23 protein-coding genes are annotated in these 23,304 nt (G+C 63.2%); 5 read left to right on the top strand and 18 right to left on the bottom strand.

All coding sequences use genetic code 11. The features are described from left to right. Position 1 precedes the first annotated feature (1 nt). Positions 2-1,117, bottom strand: coding sequence for a PstS family phosphate ABC transporter substrate-binding protein (locus ACT4MF_RS15110; protein ID WP_512053305.1), 1,116 nt, complete (start codon positions 1,115-1,117; stop codon positions 2-4). A gap of 186 nt (positions 1,118-1,303) precedes the next feature. Here ACT4MF_RS15110 and ACT4MF_RS15105 point away from each other — a divergent pair, with 186 nt between their 5' ends. Beyond that, entirely contained in the window at positions 1,304-1,966 is a 663-nt protein-coding gene (locus ACT4MF_RS15105) for a helix-turn-helix domain-containing protein (protein ID WP_444683235.1), read from the top strand. A gap of 271 nt (positions 1,967-2,237) precedes the next feature. On the opposite strand, the gene arsB is transcribed toward ACT4MF_RS15105, so the two are convergent. From arsB to ACT4MF_RS15030, 15 genes are all read right to left on the bottom strand, one after another. Beyond that, positions 2,238-3,410 (bottom strand): ACR3 family arsenite efflux transporter, encoded by a 1,173-nt coding sequence (gene arsB / locus ACT4MF_RS15100; RefSeq protein ID WP_444683236.1) that lies wholly within the window; start codon positions 3,408-3,410, stop codon positions 2,238-2,240. A gap of 97 nt (positions 3,411-3,507) precedes the next feature. After that, positions 3,508-3,963 (bottom strand): RidA family protein, encoded by a 456-nt coding sequence (locus tag ACT4MF_RS15095; RefSeq protein WP_444683237.1) that lies wholly within the window; start codon positions 3,961-3,963, stop codon positions 3,508-3,510. A gap of 194 nt (positions 3,964-4,157) precedes the next feature. Beyond that, the gene (locus ACT4MF_RS15090) at positions 4,158-4,829 is read right to left on the bottom strand and encodes an FKBP-type peptidyl-prolyl cis-trans isomerase (protein WP_444683238.1); all 672 of its coding nucleotides are present in this window, start codon (positions 4,827-4,829) and stop codon (positions 4,158-4,160) included. Beyond that, positions 4,826-7,411, bottom strand: a complete 2,586-nt coding sequence (locus ACT4MF_RS15085; protein WP_444683239.1) for an arsenate reductase (azurin) large subunit — start codon at positions 7,409-7,411, stop codon at positions 4,826-4,828. The genes ACT4MF_RS15090 and ACT4MF_RS15085 overlap by 4 nt, the downstream gene beginning before the upstream one ends. Before the next feature lie 2 nt (positions 7,412-7,413). Further along, positions 7,414-7,995: a Rieske 2Fe-2S domain-containing protein gene (locus ACT4MF_RS15080; RefSeq protein ID WP_444683240.1), complete on the bottom strand. Its 582-nt coding sequence runs from the start codon at positions 7,993-7,995 to the stop codon at positions 7,414-7,416. A 293-nt stretch (positions 7,996-8,288) separates the two neighbouring features. Next, positions 8,289-9,056: an MIP/aquaporin family protein gene (locus ACT4MF_RS15075; RefSeq protein WP_444683241.1), complete on the bottom strand. Its 768-nt coding sequence runs from the start codon at positions 9,054-9,056 to the stop codon at positions 8,289-8,291. 270 nt (positions 9,057-9,326) lie between these two features. Beyond that, on the bottom strand, positions 9,327-10,463 hold the full coding sequence (locus tag ACT4MF_RS15070) for an ABC transporter ATP-binding protein (RefSeq protein ID WP_444683242.1): 1,137 nt from the start codon (positions 10,461-10,463) through the stop codon (positions 9,327-9,329). Then, complete coding sequence (locus ACT4MF_RS15065; protein ID WP_444683243.1) at positions 10,460-11,281, bottom strand: ABC transporter permease; 822 nt, start codon at positions 11,279-11,281, stop codon at positions 10,460-10,462. Before ACT4MF_RS15065 ends, ACT4MF_RS15070 begins: the two co-directional genes overlap by 4 nt. Then, on the bottom strand, positions 11,278-12,198 hold the full coding sequence (locus ACT4MF_RS15060) for an extracellular solute-binding protein (RefSeq protein WP_444683244.1): 921 nt from the start codon (positions 12,196-12,198) through the stop codon (positions 11,278-11,280). Before ACT4MF_RS15060 ends, ACT4MF_RS15065 begins: the two co-directional genes overlap by 4 nt. 172 nt (positions 12,199-12,370) lie before the next feature. Further along, positions 12,371-13,432, bottom strand: a complete 1,062-nt coding sequence (locus ACT4MF_RS15055; protein ID WP_444683245.1) for an Mrp/NBP35 family ATP-binding protein — start codon at positions 13,430-13,432, stop codon at positions 12,371-12,373. A gap of 106 nt (positions 13,433-13,538) precedes the next feature. Then, the gene (locus ACT4MF_RS15050) at positions 13,539-14,219 is read right to left on the bottom strand and encodes a TorD/DmsD family molecular chaperone (RefSeq protein ID WP_444683246.1); all 681 of its coding nucleotides are present in this window, start codon (positions 14,217-14,219) and stop codon (positions 13,539-13,541) included. After that, positions 14,216-15,511, bottom strand: coding sequence for an NrfD/PsrC family molybdoenzyme membrane anchor subunit (nrfD, locus tag ACT4MF_RS15045; RefSeq protein WP_444683247.1), 1,296 nt, complete (start codon positions 15,509-15,511; stop codon positions 14,216-14,218). The genes ACT4MF_RS15050 and nrfD overlap by 4 nt, the downstream gene beginning before the upstream one ends. Further along, entirely contained in the window at positions 15,508-16,383 is an 876-nt protein-coding gene (locus ACT4MF_RS15040; RefSeq protein WP_444683248.1) for a 4Fe-4S dicluster domain-containing protein, read from the bottom strand. The genes nrfD and ACT4MF_RS15040 overlap by 4 nt, the downstream gene beginning before the upstream one ends. Continuing rightward, positions 16,383-19,121, bottom strand: a complete 2,739-nt coding sequence (locus ACT4MF_RS15035; RefSeq protein ID WP_444683249.1) for a molybdopterin-containing oxidoreductase family protein — start codon at positions 19,119-19,121, stop codon at positions 16,383-16,385. The genes ACT4MF_RS15040 and ACT4MF_RS15035 overlap by 1 nt, the downstream gene beginning before the upstream one ends. After that, positions 19,114-19,359 carry a 4Fe-4S ferredoxin N-terminal domain-containing protein gene (locus ACT4MF_RS15030; protein ID WP_444683250.1) on the bottom strand — a complete coding sequence of 82 codons (246 nt, stop codon included), beginning with the start codon at positions 19,357-19,359 and terminating at the stop codon, positions 19,114-19,116. The genes ACT4MF_RS15035 and ACT4MF_RS15030 overlap by 8 nt, the downstream gene beginning before the upstream one ends. Positions 19,360-19,725: 366 nt before the next feature. On the opposite strand from ACT4MF_RS15030, the gene ACT4MF_RS15025 reads away from it, so the two are divergent. From ACT4MF_RS15025 to ACT4MF_RS15015, 3 genes are all read left to right on the top strand, one after another. Next, positions 19,726-20,127, top strand: coding sequence for a helix-turn-helix domain-containing protein (locus tag ACT4MF_RS15025; RefSeq protein WP_444683251.1), 402 nt, complete (start codon positions 19,726-19,728; stop codon positions 20,125-20,127). 82 nt (positions 20,128-20,209) lie between these two features. Beyond that, a complete protein-coding gene (locus ACT4MF_RS15020) occupies positions 20,210-20,545 on the top strand; it encodes a carboxymuconolactone decarboxylase family protein (RefSeq protein WP_444683252.1) in 336 nt (111 codons plus the stop codon). Positions 20,546-20,636: 91 nt separating this feature from the next. After that, positions 20,637-21,284, top strand: coding sequence for a helix-turn-helix domain-containing protein (locus ACT4MF_RS15015; RefSeq protein WP_444683253.1), 648 nt, complete (start codon positions 20,637-20,639; stop codon positions 21,282-21,284). An 87-nt stretch (positions 21,285-21,371) separates the two neighbouring features. On the opposite strand, the gene mobB is transcribed toward ACT4MF_RS15015, so the two are convergent. Continuing rightward, a complete protein-coding gene (mobB, locus tag ACT4MF_RS15010; protein WP_444683254.1) occupies positions 21,372-22,103 on the bottom strand; it encodes a molybdopterin-guanine dinucleotide biosynthesis protein B in 732 nt (243 codons plus the stop codon). A gap of 158 nt (positions 22,104-22,261) precedes the next feature. Between mobB and mobA the strand changes: the two genes are divergently transcribed. Continuing rightward, a complete protein-coding gene (gene mobA / locus ACT4MF_RS15005; RefSeq protein ID WP_444683255.1) occupies positions 22,262-22,870 on the top strand; it encodes a molybdenum cofactor guanylyltransferase in 609 nt (202 codons plus the stop codon). Between the two features lies 1 nt (position 22,871). Here mobA and ACT4MF_RS15000 read toward each other — a convergent pair whose 3' ends face one another. Then, complete coding sequence (locus ACT4MF_RS15000) at positions 22,872-23,201, bottom strand: ArsR/SmtB family transcription factor (RefSeq protein ID WP_444683256.1); 330 nt, start codon at positions 23,199-23,201, stop codon at positions 22,872-22,874. Positions 23,202-23,304: the final 103 nt, after the last annotated feature.

Genomic DNA, 23,304 nt, shown 5'->3' with positions numbered 1-23,304 from the left:
TCTACGCGCTGTACTCGTACTCGCCGGCGATCGCCTCTTCGAGGGCAGTCAGGTTGTCCTCGACCATCTGTTCGCTGGCCGGGACGTAGCCAATGTCTTCAGCGATGTAGTCCTCGTCAGCCTCGTTGATGTAGTACTCGATGAACTCCTGGAGGTGATTCTTCTCTTGGATCTTACCCATGTGGCCGTAGGTGAACAGCGGCCGGGCTAGCGGGTAGTTCCCGCTCTGTGCGCCTTCGAGGCTCGGCTCGACCGGGTCGCTGCCGCCCTCGCTGAGGCTGAGCGCCTTGACCGAGTCCGGGTTGTTCGTGTAGTACGCGAACGGGAGGTAACCGAGCGCGTACTGGTTACCGGCGACGCCCTGCGCGATCAGGTCGTCCTCCTCTGTCCCCTCGAAGTCCTCGCGAATCTCTTGGTCCGCCTCAGTCTCGCCGATGACCGCCTCGATGAAGTAGTCGTACGTCCCCGACGTGCTCGCCGGCCCGTAGAGGTCGAACGGCTCGTCGGGCCAGTCGGAGTTGACGTCCGCCCACGTCTCGGGCGCGGTGTCCGGCGACCAGATCGTCGCGAGGTCCTCCAGCGAGATCGAGTCGATGAAGTCGGCCTCGTTGTTGACAACGACGGTGAGCGCGTCCTGCGCGAGGAAGAACTCGACCGGCTCGATGCCGTTATCGCGGCACTGCTGGAGCTCGTCCTCTCCGATCGGTCGGCTCGCGTTGTTCATGTCGCTGTCGCCGGGAATGAACACGTTGTTAAACCCGCCCCCGCTGCCGTCTCGGGTGAGATTGAAGCTCACGTCAGGGTTCTGCTCGGCGAACTGCCGGGTGACCTCCTGAGCAACCGGGTACACCGTACTACTCCCGGAGATCCGAATGTCTCCGGAGAGACTTTCGGAGCCACCATCGTTCCCGTCCCCGGAGCCGCCATCGTTCCCGTCCCCAGAGCCGCCGTCGTTTCCATCCCCGGAACTGCCGTCGGACCCATCGCTATTTCCACCGCCTCCACCGTCACTATTCGAAGTACAGCCAGCGAGAGTGAGCGCCCCAGCAGCACCAGAGGACACGAGGAATTTCCGCCGCGATACTAGGTCGGACAGACGCTCCGAATCAGGCGTCATCATTTAGGCGAATGCTGACCGCCTAATAAAACCTTAATATGAGTTATATATCGGATAGAATAGTTGAACGTATATCTCATTCTAGAATGTATCGAATGTATTGCTATATAGCCATAGTTCCGACTACAGTACTCACAGCTGAGATAATTGGCAAGAGATAGATAAGATGGGCTCAACTCCCACACAATGGCTACTGTGGCAGAATTCACCGGCCGATCCTCTCAATTCCCCATTGGTAAAGTGTTTGCTGAGTATCCAACGGTGGACGTTGAGATAGAACAGCTGAAACAGAGCGATACGTCCACCAGTATCTACTTTTGGTTGAGCACACAGTCAACTCTACCAGCAGTATCTGAATTATCAGAATATGGTATTTTTGACTCTGTGAAACTTCTTGATACACTCACCGATAAGTCCCTCTACTCCGCACGCTTGAACAATGACCACGAGAGTATCTGTGTCGGGATCACAAAGGCAGCTGTCGAGTTCGAATCAGCAAAAACGATTGCAAACGAATGGACATTTCGACTTCAAGCCGAATCGGCTGAACAGCTTTCCACATTTCAAGCGTACTGCCAAAAGAACGATTTTGGAGTTCGACTGACTCGCTTCCCGACCCAAATTCAGATATTCAATTCCCAAGAGTACAATCTCACAGATAAGCAGCGCGAAGCTTTAGCACTCGCATACACGGAGGGCTATTTTGAGACGCCTCGACAAATCACTCTCGAAGAACTCGGTGAGTTATTGGGTATTACCCAGCAGGCGGTGCTAGCGAGACTACGGAATGGAGAGAAGAACATCCTCGAAAGCACAATCGTCCTTTCCGTAAACTCTGAGTCTATTTGATAGTATTCACGTCGCCCGACGGCCGTGGACATCTGTGAGTCGCCGGCGTTCTGTGTACCAGAGTGGCTCCGAGCCCGGTCCGACAACTCTGTCATTCATTCTCTTCTGCTCATCTGTCCAAACCGAGTGGGTGGCTCCTTCCGACACGAACCGTCAGCATGTGAACGACCGCATCTGGTTGCGTCGCGAGGTTGAAGGCGTGACCCGTGGCAGGGTCGTATAGGGAGCTACCGTCAGTCGGAATTAACAATATATCGATGGTCGTGATGGATCAGTCGTCGTTCGTCGGTCGGTCGCTCACGTCAGCCGTCACCTCCCCGAGACTACCGGTCGTGTATCCTCGCCAGTCGTACCGGTCTTGGAGATACAACGCGACCTTCACCAGGGCGAGCAGCACCGGTACCTCGATAAGCGGGCCGATAACGGTGGCGAACGCGACGCCGGAGCCGACACCGAACACCGCGACGGCGACAGCGATCGCGAGCTCGAAGTTGTTTGAGGCGGCGGTGAAGCCGATAGCCGTCGTCGTCGAGTAGTCGGCACCGATTCCACGGCCCATGCCGAAGCTGACGAAGAACATCACCACGAAGTAGATCGTCAGCGGCACCGCGATCAGGAGGACGTCGCTCGGCTGCGCGACAATTCGCTCGCCCTGCATCGCGAACATCACGATCACCGTGAATAGCAGCGCGATCAGCGTCAGCGGGCTGATCGTCGGTTCGAACGTCTCCTCGTACCACTCGATGCCCTTCGTCCGCGTGCCGACGAACCGGGAGATGATGCCGGCGGCAAAGGGGATTCCGAGGAAGATCGCGATCGCCTCGAACACCTGCATCGGCGTGATGTCGAACGCAGAGATGCCGGCGACGAGCGATTCCATGCCCAGGAGCGGCGGGAGGAACAGCGCGAAGAACCAAATGTACACGCCGTACGTGAGGATCTGGAACACGCTGTTGAACGCGACGAGCCCCGCGGCGTACTCGTTCGACCCCTCCGCGAGTTCGTTCCAGACGAGTACCATCGCGATACAGCGGGCCATCCCGATGAACACGAGCCCGAGGAAGAACTCGGGGCGAGCGGGCAGGCCAGGGACGAGCCCGCTGAAGAAGACGACCGCCAACCCGAACATCAGCGTGGGACCGATGAGCCAGTTCTGGACCAGGCTCAGCCCGAGTACCTTCACGTTCTTGAACACCGCGGGGAGCTGACCGTAGTTGACCTTCGCGAGCGGCGGGTACATCATCAACACGAGCCCGATCTCCACGAGATGGAGGTCCTGAATCGGCCCGGTCACCGACGGCGCGACGTAGCCGAGGCCGATTCCGATCGCCATCGCGCCGAAGATCCAGACGGTGAGGTACTTATCAAGGAAGTCCATCGAACGCGGATCCCCGCAGGCCTCGCAGTCGCAGTTCGGCCCGTGCTCGTGAGCGGCGCCGCTCACGACGCCGTCACCTCCGTCGCGTCGGGTGAGTCGGACGGAGAGCGATACCGGTGTGTAGATGGATAGGTGCTCATAATTGGTGTGTCGACAGCAGCGGTTACTCTTCGGCGGCGATCACGTCGAGTTGGACATCCGCACCGCCGGGCAGCGAGCAGACGCCGACGACGGTCCGCGGGGGAAGCTCGACGTCGTCGAACCGGGACTCGTACACGTGGTCGATCGCCTCCGCGGCGCTCGGATCCGTGAGCTGAATTTCGAGCTTCATCACATCGCCGAACGTCGCGTTTCGGTTGTCGGCGAGCGCGGCTTCGAGGTTGTCGAGCGCGGTCGAGAATTGCTCTTCAATTGAGTGATCACTCAACACTTCGCCGTCGATCTCGGGGAGAATCCCCTCGAAAAAGCGTAGGTCAGACGAACCCGTTCGCTTCCCGAACGCACCGATGTTGCCCGTACCCTCGCGCTGACGCTTGCTCTCCTCGCTTAGTGCGGGATCGATGTTCATCTCGGTACCCTGCTCCGCGTCCGAGTCGATCTCGGCTGTCTGTTGTCCCATAATAGATGAACAGTTATTCATATATTAAAACTCTTCGGAGCTACTCGGGAATTGAGACAGGGTAGTAGTCTCGAAGCACAGAGAACAGTTCCTCGGCTAGCACTACAGAAATCGCGTGAGAAACGGACCGACAGCCTATCACGGATATCATGACCCGAATCGGAACGGAAACGGTCGCCCGGTGATGCGGTCGATTACTCCGAGTACGATTCGGTCACGGACACCGCATCGACGGACAGGAGTCGTCTCGCGTCGCCGATGAACGCTCGGAGTCGCCGATCGCGTTCTCGCGAGGGTTCGGTTGCGGTGATCGAGACGGCGAGACGGCCGTCGGACACCGTCGTCTCGGCGTCGAGTCCGTGGAGCTCGCGGAGCCCGTCGACGCGCTCGTGACCCGTGACTCGCCCGACGACCGAGAGGTCGTACTCCAGCGTCACGCCGGCGAGCGAGTGGTTGTAATCGAGGTGTACGGTCTCGTCGTCGACCGACTCGATCACGCACTCGCGGCCGGCGACGGAGACGGTTCTACCGGCCTCGCGTCGGTCGGCCGGGACGAGCGAGGTCTGTACCGTTTCGCGCTTGTTCGGGTCGCGCTCGCCGAACGCGTCGTCCGGCTCCACCGTAACCGTCGTCGACCCGCCGATCCCGACCGTCCGTATCGCCTCCTCGACCGGTTCGAACACGTGTCCCTCTCCGAGCACGATACCGATCGGTCCGTTGGCGTCGAGACCATCGATGTCGGCGGCCTCTGCGGTCGCGGGGTCCGTGGTGTCCACGACGTGCCCGCTTTCGACGGCGCGAGCCGTGTATTCGATCCGGACGAAATCCCCGTCCGTGAGTGCGTCTGCGTGGTCCGTGCTCGTCATTCTGGGGCGATGTTCATCGGTTTGAAGCTCATTTCGTCTTTCACCTCGCTCTCGCCGAGGCGTCTAATCCGCCCTTTCCCGTACTTGTAGCCGGGATTGGGGTTGGCGGGATCGAGGTACGCCGGATTGACGTCGTTGTTGACCTGGTCCGGGTACAGCCAGTAGGTGTACGCCAAGCCTTCCGAGACGGCCTGCCCCTGTGCCGCGTCGTCGGGATCGACGACGTAAGCGACGGCGGTGAAGCTGCCTTCGGTGTTCTCGCCGTGTATGTTGAAGACGTCGTCGTTGACGATTTCGACGAGATCGCCGGCTTCGATCCCCCGGTCGGCCGCGTCGTTGGGGTGGAGCTGGAGGATGTTCTGCGGGAAGCGTTTCTGGACGTACTCCAGTCGCTGGTGGGTGTACATGTTCTGCCAGAGATGCTGGAGCCGGCCGTTCGTCACCCAGATCTCGTCCTCGCCGGGACTGAGCTGTTCGTAGACGTCGCCGATCGTCGTCCCGTCGTCGGGGTCGACGACCCGGTCCCAGTCGACGCGCTGGAGGATCGCTTCGCCCGTACTCGTGTGGAACCGGTGGTCCATGACCTCGCGTTCGCCGTCCGGAGCGTGAATCCGGGGCGTCCCCTGCACCTCACCGTTCTCCTCGTAGATCGGTTGCTGGACGCCCTCCTCGACGGTCTCCATGTACTCCGCCGGCGTCATGTCGTTCGCTTCGGCGGCGGGCGCGATCCCTTCGAGCGAGTGGTCGCCACCGGCGCCCGGATACTCTTCGGCGATCAGGTTGAAGATTTCCCGGGAATTCTCCCAGTCCATGTCGTCGGCCCCGAGTCGTTGGCCCATCATCGAGAAGATCTCCCAGTCCTCTTTCGCGCCGGAGGGGCCCTCCATGAAGCCCTGGTACTGCCGGAAGCGACGTTCGCCGTTCCACCGGTGATAATCGCCGCCCTCGCCGGATTCGACCGCCGTCGCCGGGAGGACGATGTCGGCGTATTGGGTCGTCGTGTTGGCGTACAGCTCCTGATGGGTCACGACCATGCCGCCGTTCTCGATGCGCTCGCGGAACGCGCGTTCGATCTCGTCGATGTCGGCGGTCTGCGGCTGCGCACCGCTGGTTCGGTCCCGTATCGCGTTCCGGAGGTCTTGGGTCGCGTAGGAGTGACGGGCCGGATCGTTACCGATGACGTGCCAGTGTTTGATCTCGCCGTCTCTGACGCGTTCCACGGTGTTCGGTGGGACTGTTACGTCTTCGACCTTCTCGCCGTCGAAGGTCTGCGTCGAACGCTCGGCGATGGCGTCGCCCTCGGCCCCGTTCGTCCAGAAGCCCTCCTGATGCCCCCCGGCGCGAGTGATGCCGGTCCCGGGTCGACCGACGCTGCCGGTGATGAGCGTCAGGTTCGCCATCGCGCCGGTGTTCTCGTGGGACCAGCCCCAGATGAGGCCCTTCTCCAGCATGAACAGCGTGTTCGTCTCCTCGGCGCCGGGCTGGGCGATGAGCTCCGCGGCCTCGCGAATCTCTTCGGCCGGGACGCCCGTCGTCTCGGCGGCGTTTTCAGGGGCGTACCGGGGATCGTCGAGGAGGTCGTAGTACTCGTCGGGTGTCAGGCCGAACTCCTCCTGATACCACCCTTCTTCGTCGATCGTCTGGCGGTCGTCCATCAGCCACTCCTCGATGAACCCCTCGTCGTGCCAGCCCTGATCGACGATGTGGCGGGCAATAGCGTTCAAGAGGATCGGGTCCGTCGCCTCGTTGATCTGTAAGTGGATTCCGCCGTTGTTCTCTGCGTAGTTCGCGGTGAACTTCTTACGGGGATCGATAAAGACGATATCGGCGTCACCCTCCTCGTTTATCCATTTGCTGAAGATGACGTCTTGGTTCTCCTTGGGATCGGCCCCCGCCAACACGATCGTGTCGGCTTCGGCGGCGTCCTCGTAGGCGTAGGACCACTGTGCGAGGCCGGCGTTAACGAGTCCGGGGACTTCCGTCGTGAGCGCGGGGCGATTGTGGCCGCCCCAGTTGGGCGAGCCGATCACGTCGTGACAGAGTTTCGTTCCCGCGAAGGTGTTTTCGATGAACTGATAAAAATACAGTTTCTGCCCGTAGCCGTTCGGGTTCTCGCCGTTCTCGGTGGCGATCTCGGTGGCGCGGGCCCACGCCTCGATAGCTGTGTCCCAATCGACGGTGACGAGATCGCCGCCGATCCGGATCTGCGGCTGCTTCAGGCGATCGTCGTAGTCCTCGTTGTTCGGGGAGTACAGCGACTGCGCCTGCGTGCCCCCGCGGATCGAGTGGGAACCCCCCTCGTTGACGGGGTAGTCGGTGTCCGGTTTGAACAGGACGTGGTACTCTTGCCCGTTCTCCTGGATGATCTCGTGCATATTCGGCGAGGGCCACTCGCCATAGCCGGCGGGATAGTCGATCCCGAGGGCGTTCTCGTCGGCCGACGGACCGCCCTCCTCGCCGACCGGCCACTTATACACCTCGTACCCGCAGCCGACGATACAATACCGGCACGATCGTGTGCTACGCTCCGCGTCCGTGGGAGGGATGGGTACCTCGCTGGTGTTCGGGTTGTCTGCTGCCATGATCACTCCTCCGTGGCGGCTTCGATCGGGGTACCGTCCCGCAGGTTGTTTCGGTATCCGTACACGAGTCCGTCGATCCCCGTCGCGTAGATGTCGCCGTCTTCGATCTCGAGACGAACCTGAGGAAGATCGGCCGTCGCGGCGCCGCTGACGACCATCCCGCCCTTCGAGAGGTCGAACGTCGTGTAGTGACACGAACACGGACCGGCCATCTCCCGCTCGGGATTAACCAGCCCTTCGACGCTACAGCCCATATGCGTACAGAGGCCGTTGTACGCGACGATGTCTCCGTCCGAGCCGACGCCACCCCACGCTGCTCCTTCGATCCGGGTGAGGAAGTTACGCGTCCCCTCGAGAGGATACTCGAACGTCTCTACGGTACCGCCCCCGAGGTCCCCGACGCTCCCCACCAACATTCGGGGGTACCGATCGAGCCGGTCGACGCGTTCGGTGGGGGACTCAGCTGGTGATCCCTCTTCAGCCGTGGGAGCTTGGAACCCACATCCCGCGACTGACGCCGCTCCCGCCGTTCCGACGGCGCCGAGTAACCGTCGCCGAGTGACAGAACTATCACTATCTTTCATGCTATACTGTCCGGTTCAGTGTATAGTCACTTGTATCTTTCTCTTATTGTAGTCAGTAAGAGATGCCACGGATAAGAACCGACATTATAACGCTCAAAGACTATGTATTAGCCGCCACAATATTAACGGACTCAACCTCGTTTGACCCTTAATTTGAACAGTACTTAAAATAAATTGCAGCAACGTGCTCCGCTCCCGTGTTTGATCGACTGGGCGTCGCCGGACTCGATACGCTCGTCCGTCTCCCGGACGCACAGCAACACTTGCTGGTCGGAAGGCCCCCTATCACCACCTCACAGCAGCCGATACAACCCGGCCGCGAGAAGCGCCCCGAGGATCGGTCCCACGATGGGCACCCATGAGTACGCCCAGTCTGACGGTCCCTTGTGTGGAAACGGGAGAATCGCGTGGGCGATGCGCGGTCCGAGGTCGCGTGCGGGGTTGATCGCGTACCCGGTGGGGCCACCTAACGAGAGTCCGATACCGAGCACGACGAGCGCGATCGGAAGCGCCGACAGCGCCCCGAGACCGAAGCCGACCGCTTGGCCGTCGATGGTGATCGACTGGAGGACCTCACCCGAATGTGCATCGAAGAATCCGGCGGAGTTCAGGTAGAGGACGCCGAAAACCAGGACGAAGGTGCCGATGATTTCGGTCATCAGGTTGGCCGGATAGTTTCGGATCTCGGGGGCGGTCGAGAAGATCGCCAGCTTCACCTCTTCGTCTTCGGTCGCAGCGAAGTGGTCTTTGTACGCCAGCCACACTACCACGCCGCCCAAGAAGCCGCCGACGGTCTGCGCGGCGACGTACGCCGGGACCTGCGCCCAATCGAACAGGCCGGCGGCAGCGAGGCCGACAGTTACGGCGGGGTTGATGTGGCCGCCACTGACCTGACTGATGGTGAACACGCCCATGAAGACCCCGATGGCCCAGCCCCACGTGATGACGATCCAGCCGCCGCCGTTCCCTTTCGTCTCGTTGAGCACGACGTTGGCGACGACGCCCCCACCGAATATGATGAGGATCGCTGTGCCGATGATCTCGGCGATGTATGGATGCATTCTGCTACTCCAATAGATTTATATCTATTCATCTATTAAAACGACTTGGATCCCTCGCACCGACATTTTGATTCCAAGAAACGTGAGATGAGCGGCCGCTCACGCGTGGGAGAGTAAAAGACTGAGTAACAGATAAGACCCACATTCACAGGCGAGAGTTGCGTAAGCGCGAGTCTACTCACCGTATTTTGTAATTGGGAGACAGTCAGATACTATTACCGGCCGGTCGTTACTCCACCAATATATGAGTTGTAACTAAAATATAGGAGATCATTCCGAGACGAGAAACACTGAGAGATCGCTCGCCGCGACGGAAACTGTCACGCGATCGGACTGGGACACCTCGTCTCGATGCCGCTCGACAGTCACTACCTCGCCGGAGTCGACCTCCACGCGGACGTCGTAGCGGCGTCCCACGTCACGCACCCGCGTCACCGTGCCTCGGATCTCGATCGGTCTCGCTCGGTCGTCGGATCGCTCTCCGTCGGCCGATGCGTCCGACCGAACCGACGCGTCACGGGCACTGCTCGACGTACTGCCCGACTGCGAGACGGCCTCGACCGTCAGATCGTTCGGTCGGACGTGAACCATCGGGCGGGCGGCATCGGTGACCTCGCTCGGTACAACGTCGAGGTCGACTTCGGTCCCGCCGATTGCCACCGTCGACGACTCGCCGTCGACCGTCGCCGAGAGCTCGTTCGAGCGTCCGAGGAACGACGCGACGAACTGAGTCGGTGGAGATTCGTAGAGCCGTCTGGGCGCACCGGCCGCGGCGATCGCCCCGTCGCGGAGGACGACGAGTCGATCCGCGACCGACATCGCGTCCTCCTGGTCGTGGGTGACGAACAGTGTCGTCACGCCGGTCCGCCGTTGGATACGGACGATCTCGTCGCGGAGTCGCGCGCGAAGCCCCTTATCGAGCGCCGACAGCGGCTCGTCGAGCAGGAGGACGTCCGGCTCGGGAGCGAGCGCCCGAGCGAGTTCGACCCGCCGGGTCTCGCCCCCGCTCAGCGATTCCGGAGACGCGCCGCGCCGGTCGGCGAGTTCGACCAGTTCGAGGTACTGATCGACCCGCTCGCTCACCTTCTCGGCCGGGAGGTCACCGCTTTCCAGTCCGTACGCGACGTTCTCGCCGACAGTCATGTGGGGGTACAGCGTCGATCGCTGGAAGACGACCCCGACGTTCCGGTCCTCCGGCGGCACGCCGGTGACGTCAGCCCCGCGGAGCGACACTCGGCCGGCCGTCGGGTCAAGGTGACCGGCGATCGCTTGGACGACGGTCGTCTTCCCACAGCCGCTCGGGCCGAGCAGCGCGACGAGCTCCCCGTCGTCGAGGGAGAGCGACACGTCGTCGATCGCGCGCTCGGACCCATACCGGTGGGTCACCCCGTCGAGTTCGAGGGTCATCGTTCCACCACCGTCGGGATCCCGGCGAATCGCTGTACCGTCGCGACCACGACGAGCGTGACCGCCAGCAGCGCGAGCGCGAGCGGGACGATCGCGTCGATGCCGCCGGCGATGAAGTCGACCCAGATGCGCGTCGGCATCGTCCGGGGATTGTACGCGACCATCATCGTAGCGCCGAACTCGCCGATGGCCCGCGCGAACGTGAGCACGACGCCGGCGACGATCGCGCGCCTCGCGAGGGGAAGCGACACGCGTCTGAACGTGACTATCGGTCCGTATCCGAGCGATCGGGACGCCTGTTCGAGGCGCTCGTCGACCGCGCCGAACCCGGCGCGAGCCGTGATCACCACGAACGGGGCCGCGACGAAGGTCTGTGCGAGCACGACGCCGACGAGGCTGTCCGTCAGCGGCACGCCTACGCGCGCCGCGGCGGCGCCGATCGGCGTGAACCGGCCCACCACGCTGAGCAGCATCGCCCCGCCGACGACCGGCGGGACGACCAGCGGAAGCACAACGAGCACCTCGACGAACCGCTTCCCCGGGAACGTCTCGCGGGCGAGGACGTACGCGAGCGGAACCCCGAAAACGGTCGCGATCGCGGTGGCGACCGGCGCGGTGAGAAGCGAGTTCCTGACCGCCGTCCGGCTCGCCGTTTGTAGCAGGGTCTCAACGACCGGAACCGATCCGGTCCTACCGAGGAACACCGCGAAGGGAAGGGCGAAGTACACAAGCAGGACCGCTCCGAGGACCCCGAAGACCAGCATTGGGGGCACCCGTCGTGATTTCGCGGCCGAGCGAGTCGCATCGACAAGGCTCATCCGCCGTTCACCTCGACCGGAACATCGCCGTGCGTTCTCGGGAATCCCTCCGTCTCGAACCCGTTCTCGCAGAGGGTCTCGTCGGCGTTCGCGAGGAACCGGACGAATTCGCGTCCGGCGTCCGGCGAGTCTGCACTCTCGAGGACCGTCGCGTTGTACACGATCGGTGCGCCGGTCGCCGTGTACCCCTCATCTGTCGTGTACGAGACCTCGGCGTACCGCTCGGCGTACTCCGGATTCGAGAAGTTGTACGCCTCCGGGAACGAATGAAACGGAAGCCCGTGGTCCGCAGCCATGTTTTGGTAAACGACCGCGGCGGCGCGGTTTCCCGTCTCAACGCCGGCGAGCAACTGGGGTTCCTCCGGCTCCCGATAGGCGGCGTCGGTGACTGCTTCGGCGAAGCCGTCCAATCCGTGTTGCTCCTCGGCCAACCGAAACGCGTGGATGGCGCGGTATCCGAGCGGATCGAGGTCGGGATCGCTGATCGCGAGGGCACCGGGGTCGGCGTTGAGTGCGACCTCATACCACGGGTCGCCCGCCTCCAGTCGATCCCCGAACCGCGTGTTGGGGGCGTACGCGATCCCGACGGCATTGGACGCGAACGAGACGTCCCACACGGTGTGGGTGTCGTACAGCCGGTCGCGCAGGAGGCCGGCGTCCGCGCTCACGACGACATCGGGATACTTCCGGTCGTCTTCAACCATTCGCATCACTGCGTTCGTGCCGTAGTACTCTCCGCGACAGGCGGTTCCCGTCTCGGACTCGAACCGCGGTCCGAGGTGATCGTCGATCAGGACTGCGAGGCTCCCGGCAGCGAGGACCGAGACGGACTCGTCGTCGCCGATACAGCCGGCGATCCCGAGCCCGCTCCCGGCCGAGACCGCCGCGAGGACCGACCGTCGGGAACGCGGTTGCATATCCTGTACTTCAGTGAGCAACGGCATATAACCTATTTAACTTATTATTCCGTGAGAAGAAACGTCTCATAGTTACTACGCCGACCGGATCCGCGTCACCTGTGACTGCGTCCCATTACGACGCCGAGACGGATGGATACCGACCACCCGCTCGAGTCCCGAGACGTCCCCGTCACGACGGCTCCGGCTCGAGTTCGGCGACGTCGGCGGCGTGCGACCGCCGTCGCTCTCGACCGACCCGGTCCATCGTCCGCTCGGCCAGTTCGCGGAACGCCCGTGCCGGTTCCGAGTCGCGCTCGGAGACGACGGGTTCGCCAACCTCGCATCCCTCCTGAATCGCGGGATCGAGCGGGATCTGGGCGAGGAGCGGGTGGTCGAACTCGTCGGCGAGTCGTTCGCCCCCGCCGGACGCGAACACGTCGTGTCGAGTCCCGCACTCGTCGCAGACGAACCCGCTCATGTTCTCGACGATACCCAGCACCGACGCGTCGTGTTTATCGAACATCCGGACGCCCTTCCGGGCGTTGTCCAGCGACACGTCCTGCGGCGTCGTCACGACAAGCGCGCCCAGCACCGGCATCTGCTGGAGCATCGTTAGTTGCGCGTCGCCCGTTCCCGGAGGCAGGTCGACGACGAAGTAATCGAGGTCGCCCCACTCGGTGTCGTGCCACAGCTGCGTGAGCACCTTGTCGACCATGGCGCCCCGCCAGATGACCGGGTCGTCCTCGCCGACGAGGAAGCCGATGCTCATCAGCTTGAGCCCGTGACTCTCGACGGGGATGATCGTCTCGTCGTCCTCCGCCATCCCCGGGTGATCGTGGACGCCGAGCATCCGCGGGATGTTGGGACCGTACACGTCGGCGTCGAACAATCCGACGTCGGCTCCCCTCTCGGCCATCGCCGTCGCGAGGTTCACGGCGACCGTGCTCTTTCCGACGCCGCCTTTCCCGGAAGAGACGGCGATGATGTTCGGCGCGTCGTCGACGACGCCGGCGGGCGTCCGGTCGTCGATGTCGATCGTGAGGTCCGTCTCGTACCCCGCCTCGCGGACGGTCTCTCTCACGCGGTCGGCGATATCCGTCTCCGTCGGTGAGTACGGCGCGCCGAACGCGAGCGGTACGCGGGCGGTCCCGTCGGTGATCTCGATGTCGCCGACCAGGCCGAGCGATACGATGTCGTCGTCGAGGGCCGGGTCGTCGATCCGGCCGAGGGCGTCGCGTAGTTGTTCTGTCATGGGCTGGTGTCGGTCGTTAGTCGTCTGTGAGTCGCTCGCGTACCGCCGGTCGTTCGCGCGGTACCGCTCGTTCGGTCGCGGTCCTCGAAGCCGTCAACGCGGGGGATCACCGCGTCACCGCGAGCCGATCGTGATGTGCGGTCACGATCGCCAGCGTGAGGTCGAGGAGACCCGCGTAGTACTCGTGCGGGTTCGCCTGCCGGATTCGGGCGTGAAGCGTCGGTACCCACTCGGCCAGGTGTTCGTCGAGCAGCCACCACTCGGCGTCGCCGAGGTCGGGCTCGTCCGGGTCCGTTTCGGCGTCGTCCATCGCGAGCAGTTCCCCGAGGAACTGGAGTTCGAGCCCGAGGTGGTCCGGCGGCTCGTTGCTCCCGGTGGCGGCGACGTCGACGCCGGCCCAGCGGTAGCCCTGCCTGATCTCGGTGGTCGTTTCGCTGTAAAATCCGCCGCCGACGTACATCGACTCGTACGGCGGGTCGGGATCGCTCTCGGATATCCCCCGGAAGAGGTGCGTGTAGGCCGTTCTGAGCGTCTCGACGTCGGTCTCACTTCCGGAGACGATCCGCTCCAGCGCGGTCTCGATTTCCACCGGGAGCGACTCGGCGGCCGCCAGCCACTCGCGTGCCCACCTCCCGACGGCGTCGACCTGCTCGCGGCTGGGACGACTGAGGAACTGCTCGCCGAGGACGCGGTACACTCGGGGGTCGACCGGGCTCTCGTCGGAGCGGATCTCCGGCTCCCGCGAACGGAGATCGTCGGTCTCCGATTCGGTGTCGGGAGAGCTCATCGGTCCGAACTCACCTCCGAGGGGTCGACGGAGACCATGGGGAGCGTCTTGGCGAACACCAGCAGGACGAGCGCGACCAGCGCGGTCGTCCCCATCAGGTTCAGCCACTCGTAGATCGAGGGCGCGTACTCGCCGACCGGGTACTGGAGATCGGGGTACATCAGCCCCCCGACGATCAGCCACGTTTCTTGATGGAGGATCCCGACGAGCATGAGGCCCGTCAGGAGGACGGTCCCCAGTAGGCTGAATCGATCGACGGCGTGCTGTATCGTGAGGTACGCGGTCGGGACGACGATCGCGACGATCGCGAGCACCAGCAGGGGGGCGAGCGGACCCTCGAAGACGAGCGTGGTGACGTTCGGGTCGGCCAGGTCCGCGGCGAAGGTCCCGGTCTGGATCTCGTAGAACGTCCCAAGCAGGTAGGTGAACGCGAACGCCCCGGTTACGGCACCGAACCGTCTGAGCGTCCGGTCGGTGAACACGTCATCGAGCCCGTACGCGTAGCGGAGCATGCAGCCGACGAACAGCACCGCGGCCGCGCCGGTCGTCATGCTCGCGGCGAGGAACGTGGGTCCCTGAATCGCGCCGAACCAGTTGATGTTGACGCCGAGGGGACCCCACAGTAGCGGGACCACCCCACCGCCGACGACGGGGATGAACACGAGGACGAGCGCCCCGAGCCACCACGCGAGGTCCTTTCCACCCTCCGCGTCTGAAGGCTCGTAACCGGTCAGCAGCGCGTCGTAGATCGGATCGAGCGCCGTCGGGAGCGCGTCACGTTCGGAGAGATCGTAGACGTCCTTCCGGAGCGACGCGACGAGGTAGACGACGGAGATGGCTCCGAGCCCCGCCAGCAGGATCACGTCCCACGCGATCGGCGACTGTAGGGGGAGGTAGATGAGCGTGTTGAGCACGCGGAACGGCTGTCCGAGGTCGAAGACAATATGGAGGAACCCGACCCCGAACGCCAGCGGCGTCAGGAGTTCGCCGATGCGGGCGTACGGCCGGTACTCGTCCATGCGGAACACGCGGATGATCGCCGACAGCGCGATGGCGCCGACGCCCATCGCCGACCACCAGCTGAACGCGCCAATGTCGAGGCCCCACGGAACGCCGCCGCCGGTTCCCCAGTTGTGGAGGCCGGTGACGCCGTGTCCCTGTGTCAGGACGGTCACGAAGCTGTACACCATCGCGAGCACGACAAGTCCGGCGACCGCCAGCATGGCGTAGTAACGAGGACTCGGATCGACCAGCGTCGCCGTCCGCTGATCCGAGCGCGTGGGAGTGCTCATTGGCCCACCTCCACGTCGGTCGAGCGGCTCTCAGGCGGGTTCTTCTCGATCTCGATGGCCTCCTCCGGGTCCTTGAACGTCTCGGCGCTCTCGATGGCGCGGGCGTCGTCGCTCGGTTCGTCGCCGATATAGACGACGTTCGGCTCGGTACCTCGGTCTTCGAGCAGCTTGAACGTCGACGACGAGGACTTTTCGGCGAGGTGCTGTCGAGGTTCGCTCTCTGGGTCTTCCATGTCTCCGAACTTGATCGCGTCGACGGGACAGGTCTGTGCGCAGGCCGTCGTTCCCTGCTCGCCGCGGTCCGGATTGTCCTGTCGGTGTGCACACATCGTACACTTGCTCATCACGCCCTCCGGCTGCGGTCCGGACATCTGCGTCCCCCGCGGTTCGACGGGCTGATCGTGGATCGGGTCGTGCCACGGCGGCTTCCCCTCGCCGGGCGCTTCGTCGCCGAGCGCCTCGGCGAAGGTTCCTGAGCCGTGCGTGTCGTCACCGTTGTGATCCCCTGAGCCGTAGCCGTACTGGGCGTCTTCGGGGTGTTCGAATTGCGCGTAGTTGACGCCGTACGGACACCCGATCTCGCAGTACCGACAGCCGATACAGCGGTCGTAGTCGGTGAGGACGATGCCGTCCTTCTCGCGTTTGAACCGCGCCGAGGTCGGGCACGCTGCCGCGCAGGACGGCTCCGAGCAGTGCTGGCACGGCCGGGGCATGTTGGTCTGCTCCGTGTCCGGCGCCTCGCCCTCCTCGAACCGGAAGACGTGCATCCAGAACGCCCCGCGCGGCGTGCTGTTCTCGACCTTACAGGCCTCCATACAGGCCCGGCAGCCGTAACACCGCTCCAAGTCGATCGCCATTCCGAGTTGTGTCATCAGTTGTCACCTCCCTTGGGCTCGACCTTCGCACGGACCTGGAACGCCTGACCGTTGTCGAGGCCGAGGTATCCCGGACCGCTGGGAATCGCGAAGTTGATGCTCGGCCCCTCGTCGAGCGCCTCGCTCTCGGGGTCCTTCCAGCTGCCGTGGTGGTGCGGGACGCCGACCGTGCCGGGTTTAACCCCGTCTTGGATCATCACGACGCCCTCCACCTGGAACGCCTCGTCGTTTTGAGCGTCGTGGGTTTCGAGGACGACCTCGTCACCGTCTTCGACACCGATACGGTCCGCGTCCTGTGGGTTCAGCCGGAACGCGCTCTTCGGCGCGATTTCGTTGAGCAGTTTGTTGTTCGCCGTCCGGGTCTGCTTGTGCTCGATCTGATGCCAGCTGAACAGCGTCAGGTCGTACTCCTCGGGGGATTTTTTGAACGTCGGCTGGCGCCAGGTTGGGTACGCGTTGTAGTCCTGGAGGTAGGGGAACTCCGACTCGGGGTCGTCGAACTTCGAGTCGGCGAACAGCTCCTCGACGCGCTCGCCGAGCCGGAACAGCGTCTCGCTGTAGAACTCGTGTTTGGCGTCGTAGGGGTTGAACTCGCCGTAGCCGTTGTCCATCCCCCACGTGTACGCGTACCGGTTGCCGTCGCCGACGTCCCATTCGTTGGTGATAACGTTTCCCTCGCGGAACCAGTCGAGGCTCTTGCCCTTGGTCTTCGCCCAGCGGTCGAGGCCGTCACGCAGGAACTCGCTTGGGTCGTCGGGTGTCTCGTCAGCCCCGGAGTAGGCGTACTCGGTGCCGTCGAGTCCGAGCTCGGAGTTGAGGTCGAGGACGTACTCTTCGTAGGCGTCGACCGCCTTGGCCATCTCGATGAAGATCTCGGCGTCGGGCTTGCTGTTCCAGAGCGGGTCCATCGAGGGGAAGCGGATGTGCTCGATGTCGGCGTAGCCGTCCCAGCCGCCGGTCGGCCCCTGGAGTTTGTCGGCGGTCGCCGCCGGCAGCACGTAGTCTGCGGCGACGTCGGCCGTCTCGCTCATCCAGGGGTCGACGACGACAGTGGTGTCGACCCTGCTCATGCTTTCGATGACAGTGTCGACTCCCGGGGCCGACGTGACCGGGTTGGCCATCTGGACGATCCACGCCATCTCCTCCGGTTCGTAGGGGAGGTTGTACTTGTCTGGGTTCGTCTGGCTGACGTGGCTCTGAGAGAACGCCGTCGAATCGATCGGGTGGAACATGCTCCCGCCCAGCGACGGCCCGTCCGGGTTCGGCGTGATCTTTTCAGGGTGGAACGCCAGGTCGCGGAACGGCTCGCGGTAGTCCTTCGGACCGTCGTACTTGGCCTTCCGGACGCGCGTGGAGCCGACGACGTCGACCGCCCCGACCAGCATCGCGGCGTGGTAGTGCGCCATCGTCGTCGGGACGCCCATCTCCTGCTGGGCGACGTGGTAGCCGTGCATCCCCACCGGCCGGTAGGGGATCTCGATGCCGTCGATCTCGACGGTAGCACCGATCTTCGCTTTCTCGCCCCACTTCACGGCGAGTTCGTCGATGGTGTCGGCGTCGAGATCGGTGATCTCGGCGGCCCACTCGGGATCGTACTGGGAGATCTGGTCGAGGTACAGGTCGAAGGCCGGCCGCACTTCGGTCCCGTCGACCTCGTAGGTCCCTTCCAGTGCGACGTTCTCGGGCGACGACGCCTCCTCGTGGGGAACCGCTTCACCGGCCTGTTCGTCCCAGACCAGTTCGCCGTCGGCCCACGTGTACTCCTCGCCGGGGTCTTCGGCGTCGTCGGTCCGGAGGATGTGGCCTTCCTCGTCGCCTTCGGTCGCGACGAGACACGGCGCGTTCGTGGCGGTCGTGAGGTACTCCTCGTCGATGTAGCCCTCGCGCACGAGGACGCTGTTGAACGCCAGCCAGAACGCCATGTCCGTCCCGGGCTCGATCGGGAGCCACTGGTCGGTGTAGGGGCCGGAGTTACGACGCTGCGGGTCGATGGCAACGGTCTCCATCCCCTGGTCGTCGCGGGCGTCCGCGATCTGCTTCGGCCACGTGATCTGGCAGAGATGCGCTCCACCGCCCTGAGTCATATTGTGACCCCAGCCGATGAAGAACTCGCAGTTCTCGAAATCGGTCTCCGAGACCCCGTGAGTCGCGAACATCAGCTCCTGGCCGCGGTAGCCAGAGTCCGAGCAGGTTGCGCCGTGGCCGTACTTCTCCATGCTGCCGTACTTGTCGCTCGTTCCGGTCACCCAGGCGTCCTCCTGCCACTGCGGGGACTTCTTCCGGCCGACCTGGAAGACGACCCGCCGGGGATCGTCCTGAAGTTTGTCTTTCAGGTCGTCACCGATCTCGTCCATTGCCTGCTCCCAGCTGATCTCCTGCCACTCGCCGTGCTGGCCCTTCTCGTTGGTCCGCTTCAGCGGCGCCTTGATCCGGTAGGGGTTGTACACCTGCTCGATCTGGGCCTGTCCCTTCGGACAGAGCGAGCCTTCCGTTCGCGGATCTTCCGGATTGCCTTCGTACTTGATCACGCGGTTTCCGACCTTCTTCGCGGTGGCCGAACAGTCCATCTTCCCGATCCAGCAGGCGGTCGGGACCTCCTCGTACTCCAGCGTGGTCGACTGCGCCTCGGCCTCCCGGAGGAACGACGCACTTCCGCCGATACCCAGCGCCGCGGCCGCGACGCCCCCGGCCTTCAGCGCGTCTCGCCTCGTGAGATCGAGTCCGTCGCTACTCATCGTCGAACCCCTCCGGTCTCGTCGGGCGGTCGTCGACGCCGAACTCGTCTTTTACCTGTTCGTGGTATTTCTCGTGGAACTCCTCTTCCGTCAGCTCGCCGCGGGCGAGACGGATCGCATCGCGACCCATCTCCTTGCCCAGTTCGGTATCGTACTCGACGTCACCGAGCCGTTCCTCGGCCCAGCCGTCGAACTCGGCGTCCTCGATGTCAGGGGGAGCTTCGTGGTCTCGATGCATATCTACCGATCCGATCCCGACCGCCCAATGGGTACTCCTGTATATTACAGCAGTTTAAATACTGCTCAGATATTCATGTGTCGAGCACGGAACTCAGAGAGGACCCGGAAAACGAAAACGTGCAGTACACAATATCAAACCCGTTATTACGATTTGCGTTTACCGGCAGTTCACCGCGAACCGCTATCGTTGGAATTGAAATGAGTAATAATTCAATCGAGTATTTCAGGGGGTCTCGCGAAAGTGCTCTCGATGAATGCGGATGAAACCGTTTCCCGAATCTTTCAGATTATTTAATGAGCTACATAGTTCACCGCTGGCTGTTTGCTTGTTCCGGTGTAACAACCCGGTAACGCGGACACACCGATGGCCACGAACGACGCGGGCGACGGCAGCGGGCACACGATCTCGATAGAGATCGATCCGGGCGTCGACGTCGCGGCCGTGTTGGGTTCCATCGCGGACCTCGACGTCGACGGAACTCGAGTCAGTGATGTCCGCGACGAGGCGCGGTCGGCAGTCTCTGTCGACCCCGGAGAGATGACCGCGGTACAGCGACGGACGCTGCTCCGAGCGGTGGAGGCCGGCTACTACGCCGATCCTCGGGAGGCGACGCTCACGGATCTCGCGGCCGAGTTCGACGTCTCCAAGTCGGCCGTCTCACAACGGCTGCGATCCGCCGAGACGACCCTCGTCAGACGGGTCGTTGAGGAGATGGACCACGAGGGATCGTCCGACTCGACGGCCGCGCTCGACCTTACCGAGTGATCGATCGAACGGCTCGATCGGTGTCGTCACTTCGTGGTAACGCTCACCCGGATTTTTGTCCCCGCTCTCGGAACCCGATCGTATGCCAGACGCCATTCAAGACACCGACGAACTCCCGTCCACGGCAAGCGACCTCGCGGCCGACCACCCGGACGTGTGGAACGAGTACGCCGATTTAGGGAAAGCCTGCTCCGAGGCCGGTCCGATCGACGGCGAGGAGAAACGCCTCGTCAAACTGGCGCTGGCGGCCGGCTCCGAATCGGAAGGGGCCGTTCACTCGCACGTCCGCCGCGCACTCGAGGAGGGCGTCGAACCCGAGGCGCTTCGGCACGTCGCCCTTCTGGCCGTTCCGACGCTCGGGTTCCCGAAGGCGATGGCGGTGCTGACGTGGATCGACGACCTCGTCGACGAAGAGTGAGCGGCAGAGCGAGCAGGTCCGGTCCGTCGGTCGTTCCGGACCTCGACAATCCGAGACACCCTTTTGTACCCGTTCGTCGAACTCGAAAGTGATGGGAACGACAGAGCGACCGTCGACCGAAGAGAGCGACGGAACGGAAGAAACCCGCCGCCTCTATGTCGAGTTCGAGCTGTCCGCGTCCGGCGCGGTCGCCTGTCCACTCGAGGAGGTCGGTCCAGATGCGGACCGGATCGATCGGCAGTCTTCCGACGGGGAGTGTCACACCGAAACGACGCGCGAATCCGACGACGAGGCCGTGGATACGACCGAGATCCGTCACACGAAAGCGGAGATCACCTCGGAGTGTTTCTGCCCGATTTTCTTCGAGTACGACTGTATTCCGAAAGTCATAGAGGTCACCGATACGGGAGTCGTTATCCGGACATTTCTCCCGGATCGTGATCGGCTCTCCGCCCTAATAGACGACCTCAGGGAAGCGACGGACGGCCTCTCACTGCGTCGTCTCACCCGGGTCGACTCCATCGACGGCGAGCGGTCGAACCGAGCCACGCTCGACCTCTCTACGCTGACCGAGACCGAACAGGAGACGGCCGCGATGGCGGTCGCGGCGGGCTACTACGAGACGCCGCGCGCGACGAGTGTCGGCGAGCTCGCCGCCGAACTCGACATCACGAAGTCGGCGATGTCCCAGCGGCTGAACTCGGTCGAATCGAAGCTCGCTCTCGCCGCCTTCCGTTGACATCCTCCCCGCGCTGAAGCGCGAGGCTTTCTCCTCGATTCTCCGTAAGCCGTCCGACTCTCCGGGAGTCTGTAGACGCGACGGCAGTCAGATCGTCTCGACGAGGCGGCCGAGTTCCTCGCCGATCGCCTCGTTCGCTCTTTTCGGGTCGTCCGCCAGTACTACCAGATGAACGACGTCGTCACGCCCGTCGAGAAGCGACCGCTGATAGTGGACACGCGCCTCGCCGACACCGTCCGCTGAACGGAGACGACGATCGGCCGCGTTGACCTGTGTCGGCACGTCGCGAGCGGAAGATAACTCCGCTACCGGGACGGTACTCGTTGCGGTGACCTGGCGAGAGTCCGAGGGAGACGAGTCGCGGAGCTCCGTCTCGAGCGATGTTGGAGTTTCGTAGGACGGAACCGTCTCGATACTATCCACCACGTCGCCAAAATCGAGTTCGTCCGCATCGGTAGCCGTAGTCACCACCGGCGGCGCAGGTGATCGGTCTCCAAGCGACACCTTCGGGAGGTTGCTGTCGCTGAACCCCTCGACGATGGCGAAGTCGTACTTACAGGCGAAGTCGTCGAGTACACCGCCGAGCGTCCATCCGTCACCGGTGCCGAACCATCCACCGTCGTCGGTGAGGCCGACGGTACGTACCGATCCGGCCGTTCGATGTCTGGCGGTGTCTTTCCCCTCGGTATCGATATCCGGCTCGTGAGTGAGCCGTTTTACAGTTCCGACCCTCCCGTGGTCGCCGAGTCGGGTCACGAGTTCCGCGACGACGGTCGTCTTTCCGGAGTCCGACGGCCCGACGACGCTGAGCACTTTCATACGCTCACTCGGTCACAGGTCGATAAATAGGGTCCGGAGAAGGCGCATCGGCGTACCATTTGCTGAGCACCCTCAACAGCTTCATCAGAGAGCGGCGTATTGATACGGCCGATAGTCGTGTCTTCAGCAGGCTCTGACGCATGTGGTGGGGCGACCCGATGACCACGGGACTCGTCCTCGCCGGCGGGCGATCAACGCGTTTCGGTGACGTCGACAAGGCGTTCGTCGAGTTCGACGGCTCACCACTCGTGAAGCACGTAGTCGACACACTGGATGCGGTGAGCGGTCAGATCCTCGTCAGCTGCCGGAAAGCGCAGCGTTCCCGTATCGAAGGGGCTCTCTCCGAGATCGAAACGCCGTTGGGCTTCGTCATCGACACTGAGTCGATCGGTCCGCTCGGAGGGATCAGAGACGGCCTCTCGCGAAGTCAGTCCGAGTGGACGTTCGTCGTTGCATGTGATTTCCCACTCGTCAGCCACCAGCTCCTCGCAGTGCTTTCCGCCAGTGAGGAGGACAACGCAGCCGTTCCGACGGTCAGCGGAGAACAACCGCAACCGCTCTGCGGACGGTACAGAACGGATCCGACACTCGATGCGGCCCGATCACTCCTTGAGGCCGGCGAGCGACGGCCAATGGAACTCCTCGACAGGCTGGACACAACGACGGTCGATATTCAGGAAGTTCCCACTATCGGTCAGGACGAACTCGTGAACGTCAATACTCCTGCGGATCTACGACACATCGATCAGAGAACGCGCGATCACTGAGCTATCGCGTCCGGTCGAGCGCCTCCACGAGCGCTTCCGCCCGTTCGGTCGTCGAGTAACTACGCGAGCGTCCGTCCTTTTGCTTTCTTACGAGCCCGGCGTCGCACAGAAGCGTCAACGCGTGGCTGACGGCGCTGTCGCTTATCGACACGTAGGGGGTGATCTCGTCGAACCTGACCGCGCGGTCCGCTTCGACGAGCAGGCGAACGAGCCGATACCGCGTCTCGTATCCGAACGCCGACAGCGCTTTGACGTCGGCGGTCGTCGTCGCGTCGTCGATCAGTGCGTCGAGATCCGTCCCGGGGAGCGGGTCTGAAGAGGAGTCGGGCATAACCGACGTGTTTCGCCGCGTCCGGAATAATTGTTCTGTCGACCGTCCGAGCGGCGAAAAACGGGCGAAATACGTCTACTATCGAGTCGGACTGACAGCTACA

Source organism: Halorubrum sp. FL23, assembly GCF_052439115.2.
GTDB lineage: Archaea > Halobacteriota > Halobacteria > Halobacteriales > Haloferacaceae > Halorubrum > Halorubrum persicum.
Note: the sequence above shows the minus strand (reverse complement) of the source record. Positions and strands in the feature narration are given on the sequence as shown.

Excerpts from the sequence above, each read along its gene's own strand:
- ACT4MF_RS15110 (WP_512053305.1), bottom strand. The coding sequence starts at position 1,117 with ATGACGCCTGATTCGGAGCGTCTGTCCGACCTAGTATCGCGGCGGAAA.
- ACT4MF_RS15030 (WP_444683250.1), bottom strand. The coding sequence starts at position 19,359 with ATGCATCGAGACCACGAAGCTCCCCCTGACATCGAGGACGCCGAGTTC.
- ACT4MF_RS15050 (WP_444683246.1), bottom strand. The coding sequence starts at position 14,219 with ATGAGCTCTCCCGACACCGAATCGGAGACCGACGATCTCCGTTCGCGG.
- ACT4MF_RS15085 (WP_444683239.1), bottom strand. The coding sequence starts at position 7,411 with ATGGCAGCAGACAACCCGAACACCAGCGAGGTACCCATCCCTCCCACG.
- ACT4MF_RS15055 (WP_444683245.1), bottom strand. The coding sequence starts at position 13,432 with ATGACAGAACAACTACGCGACGCCCTCGGCCGGATCGACGACCCGGCC.
- ACT4MF_RS15015 (WP_444683253.1), top strand. The coding sequence starts at position 20,637 with ATGGGAACGACAGAGCGACCGTCGACCGAAGAGAGCGACGGAACGGAA.
- ACT4MF_RS15065 (WP_444683243.1), bottom strand. The coding sequence starts at position 11,281 with ATGAGCCTTGTCGATGCGACTCGCTCGGCCGCGAAATCACGACGGGTG.
- ACT4MF_RS15000 (WP_444683256.1), bottom strand. The coding sequence starts at position 23,201 with ATGCCCGACTCCTCTTCAGACCCGCTCCCCGGGACGGATCTCGACGCA.
- ACT4MF_RS15080 (WP_444683240.1), bottom strand. The coding sequence starts at position 7,995 with ATGAAAGATAGTGATAGTTCTGTCACTCGGCGACGGTTACTCGGCGCC.
- ACT4MF_RS15105 (WP_444683235.1), top strand. The coding sequence starts at position 1,304 with ATGGCTACTGTGGCAGAATTCACCGGCCGATCCTCTCAATTCCCCATT.
- ACT4MF_RS15035 (WP_444683249.1), bottom strand. The coding sequence starts at position 19,121 with ATGAGTAGCGACGGACTCGATCTCACGAGGCGAGACGCGCTGAAGGCC.
- ACT4MF_RS15025 (WP_444683251.1), top strand. The coding sequence starts at position 19,726 with ATGGCCACGAACGACGCGGGCGACGGCAGCGGGCACACGATCTCGATA.
- ACT4MF_RS15090 (WP_444683238.1), bottom strand. The coding sequence starts at position 4,829 with ATGACGAGCACGGACCACGCAGACGCACTCACGGACGGGGATTTCGTC.
- ACT4MF_RS15075 (WP_444683241.1), bottom strand. The coding sequence starts at position 9,056 with ATGCATCCATACATCGCCGAGATCATCGGCACAGCGATCCTCATCATA.
- ACT4MF_RS15095 (WP_444683237.1), bottom strand. The coding sequence starts at position 3,963 with ATGGGACAACAGACAGCCGAGATCGACTCGGACGCGGAGCAGGGTACC.
- ACT4MF_RS15070 (WP_444683242.1), bottom strand. The coding sequence starts at position 10,463 with ATGACCCTCGAACTCGACGGGGTGACCCACCGGTATGGGTCCGAGCGC.
- nrfD (WP_444683247.1), bottom strand. The coding sequence starts at position 15,511 with ATGAGCACTCCCACGCGCTCGGATCAGCGGACGGCGACGCTGGTCGAT.
- ACT4MF_RS15060 (WP_444683244.1), bottom strand. The coding sequence starts at position 12,198 with ATGCAACCGCGTTCCCGACGGTCGGTCCTCGCGGCGGTCTCGGCCGGG.
- mobA (WP_444683255.1), top strand. The coding sequence starts at position 22,262 with ATGACCACGGGACTCGTCCTCGCCGGCGGGCGATCAACGCGTTTCGGT.
- mobB (WP_444683254.1), bottom strand. The coding sequence starts at position 22,103 with ATGAAAGTGCTCAGCGTCGTCGGGCCGTCGGACTCCGGAAAGACGACC.
- ACT4MF_RS15020 (WP_444683252.1), top strand. The coding sequence starts at position 20,210 with ATGCCAGACGCCATTCAAGACACCGACGAACTCCCGTCCACGGCAAGC.
- ACT4MF_RS15040 (WP_444683248.1), bottom strand. The coding sequence starts at position 16,383 with ATGACACAACTCGGAATGGCGATCGACTTGGAGCGGTGTTACGGCTGC.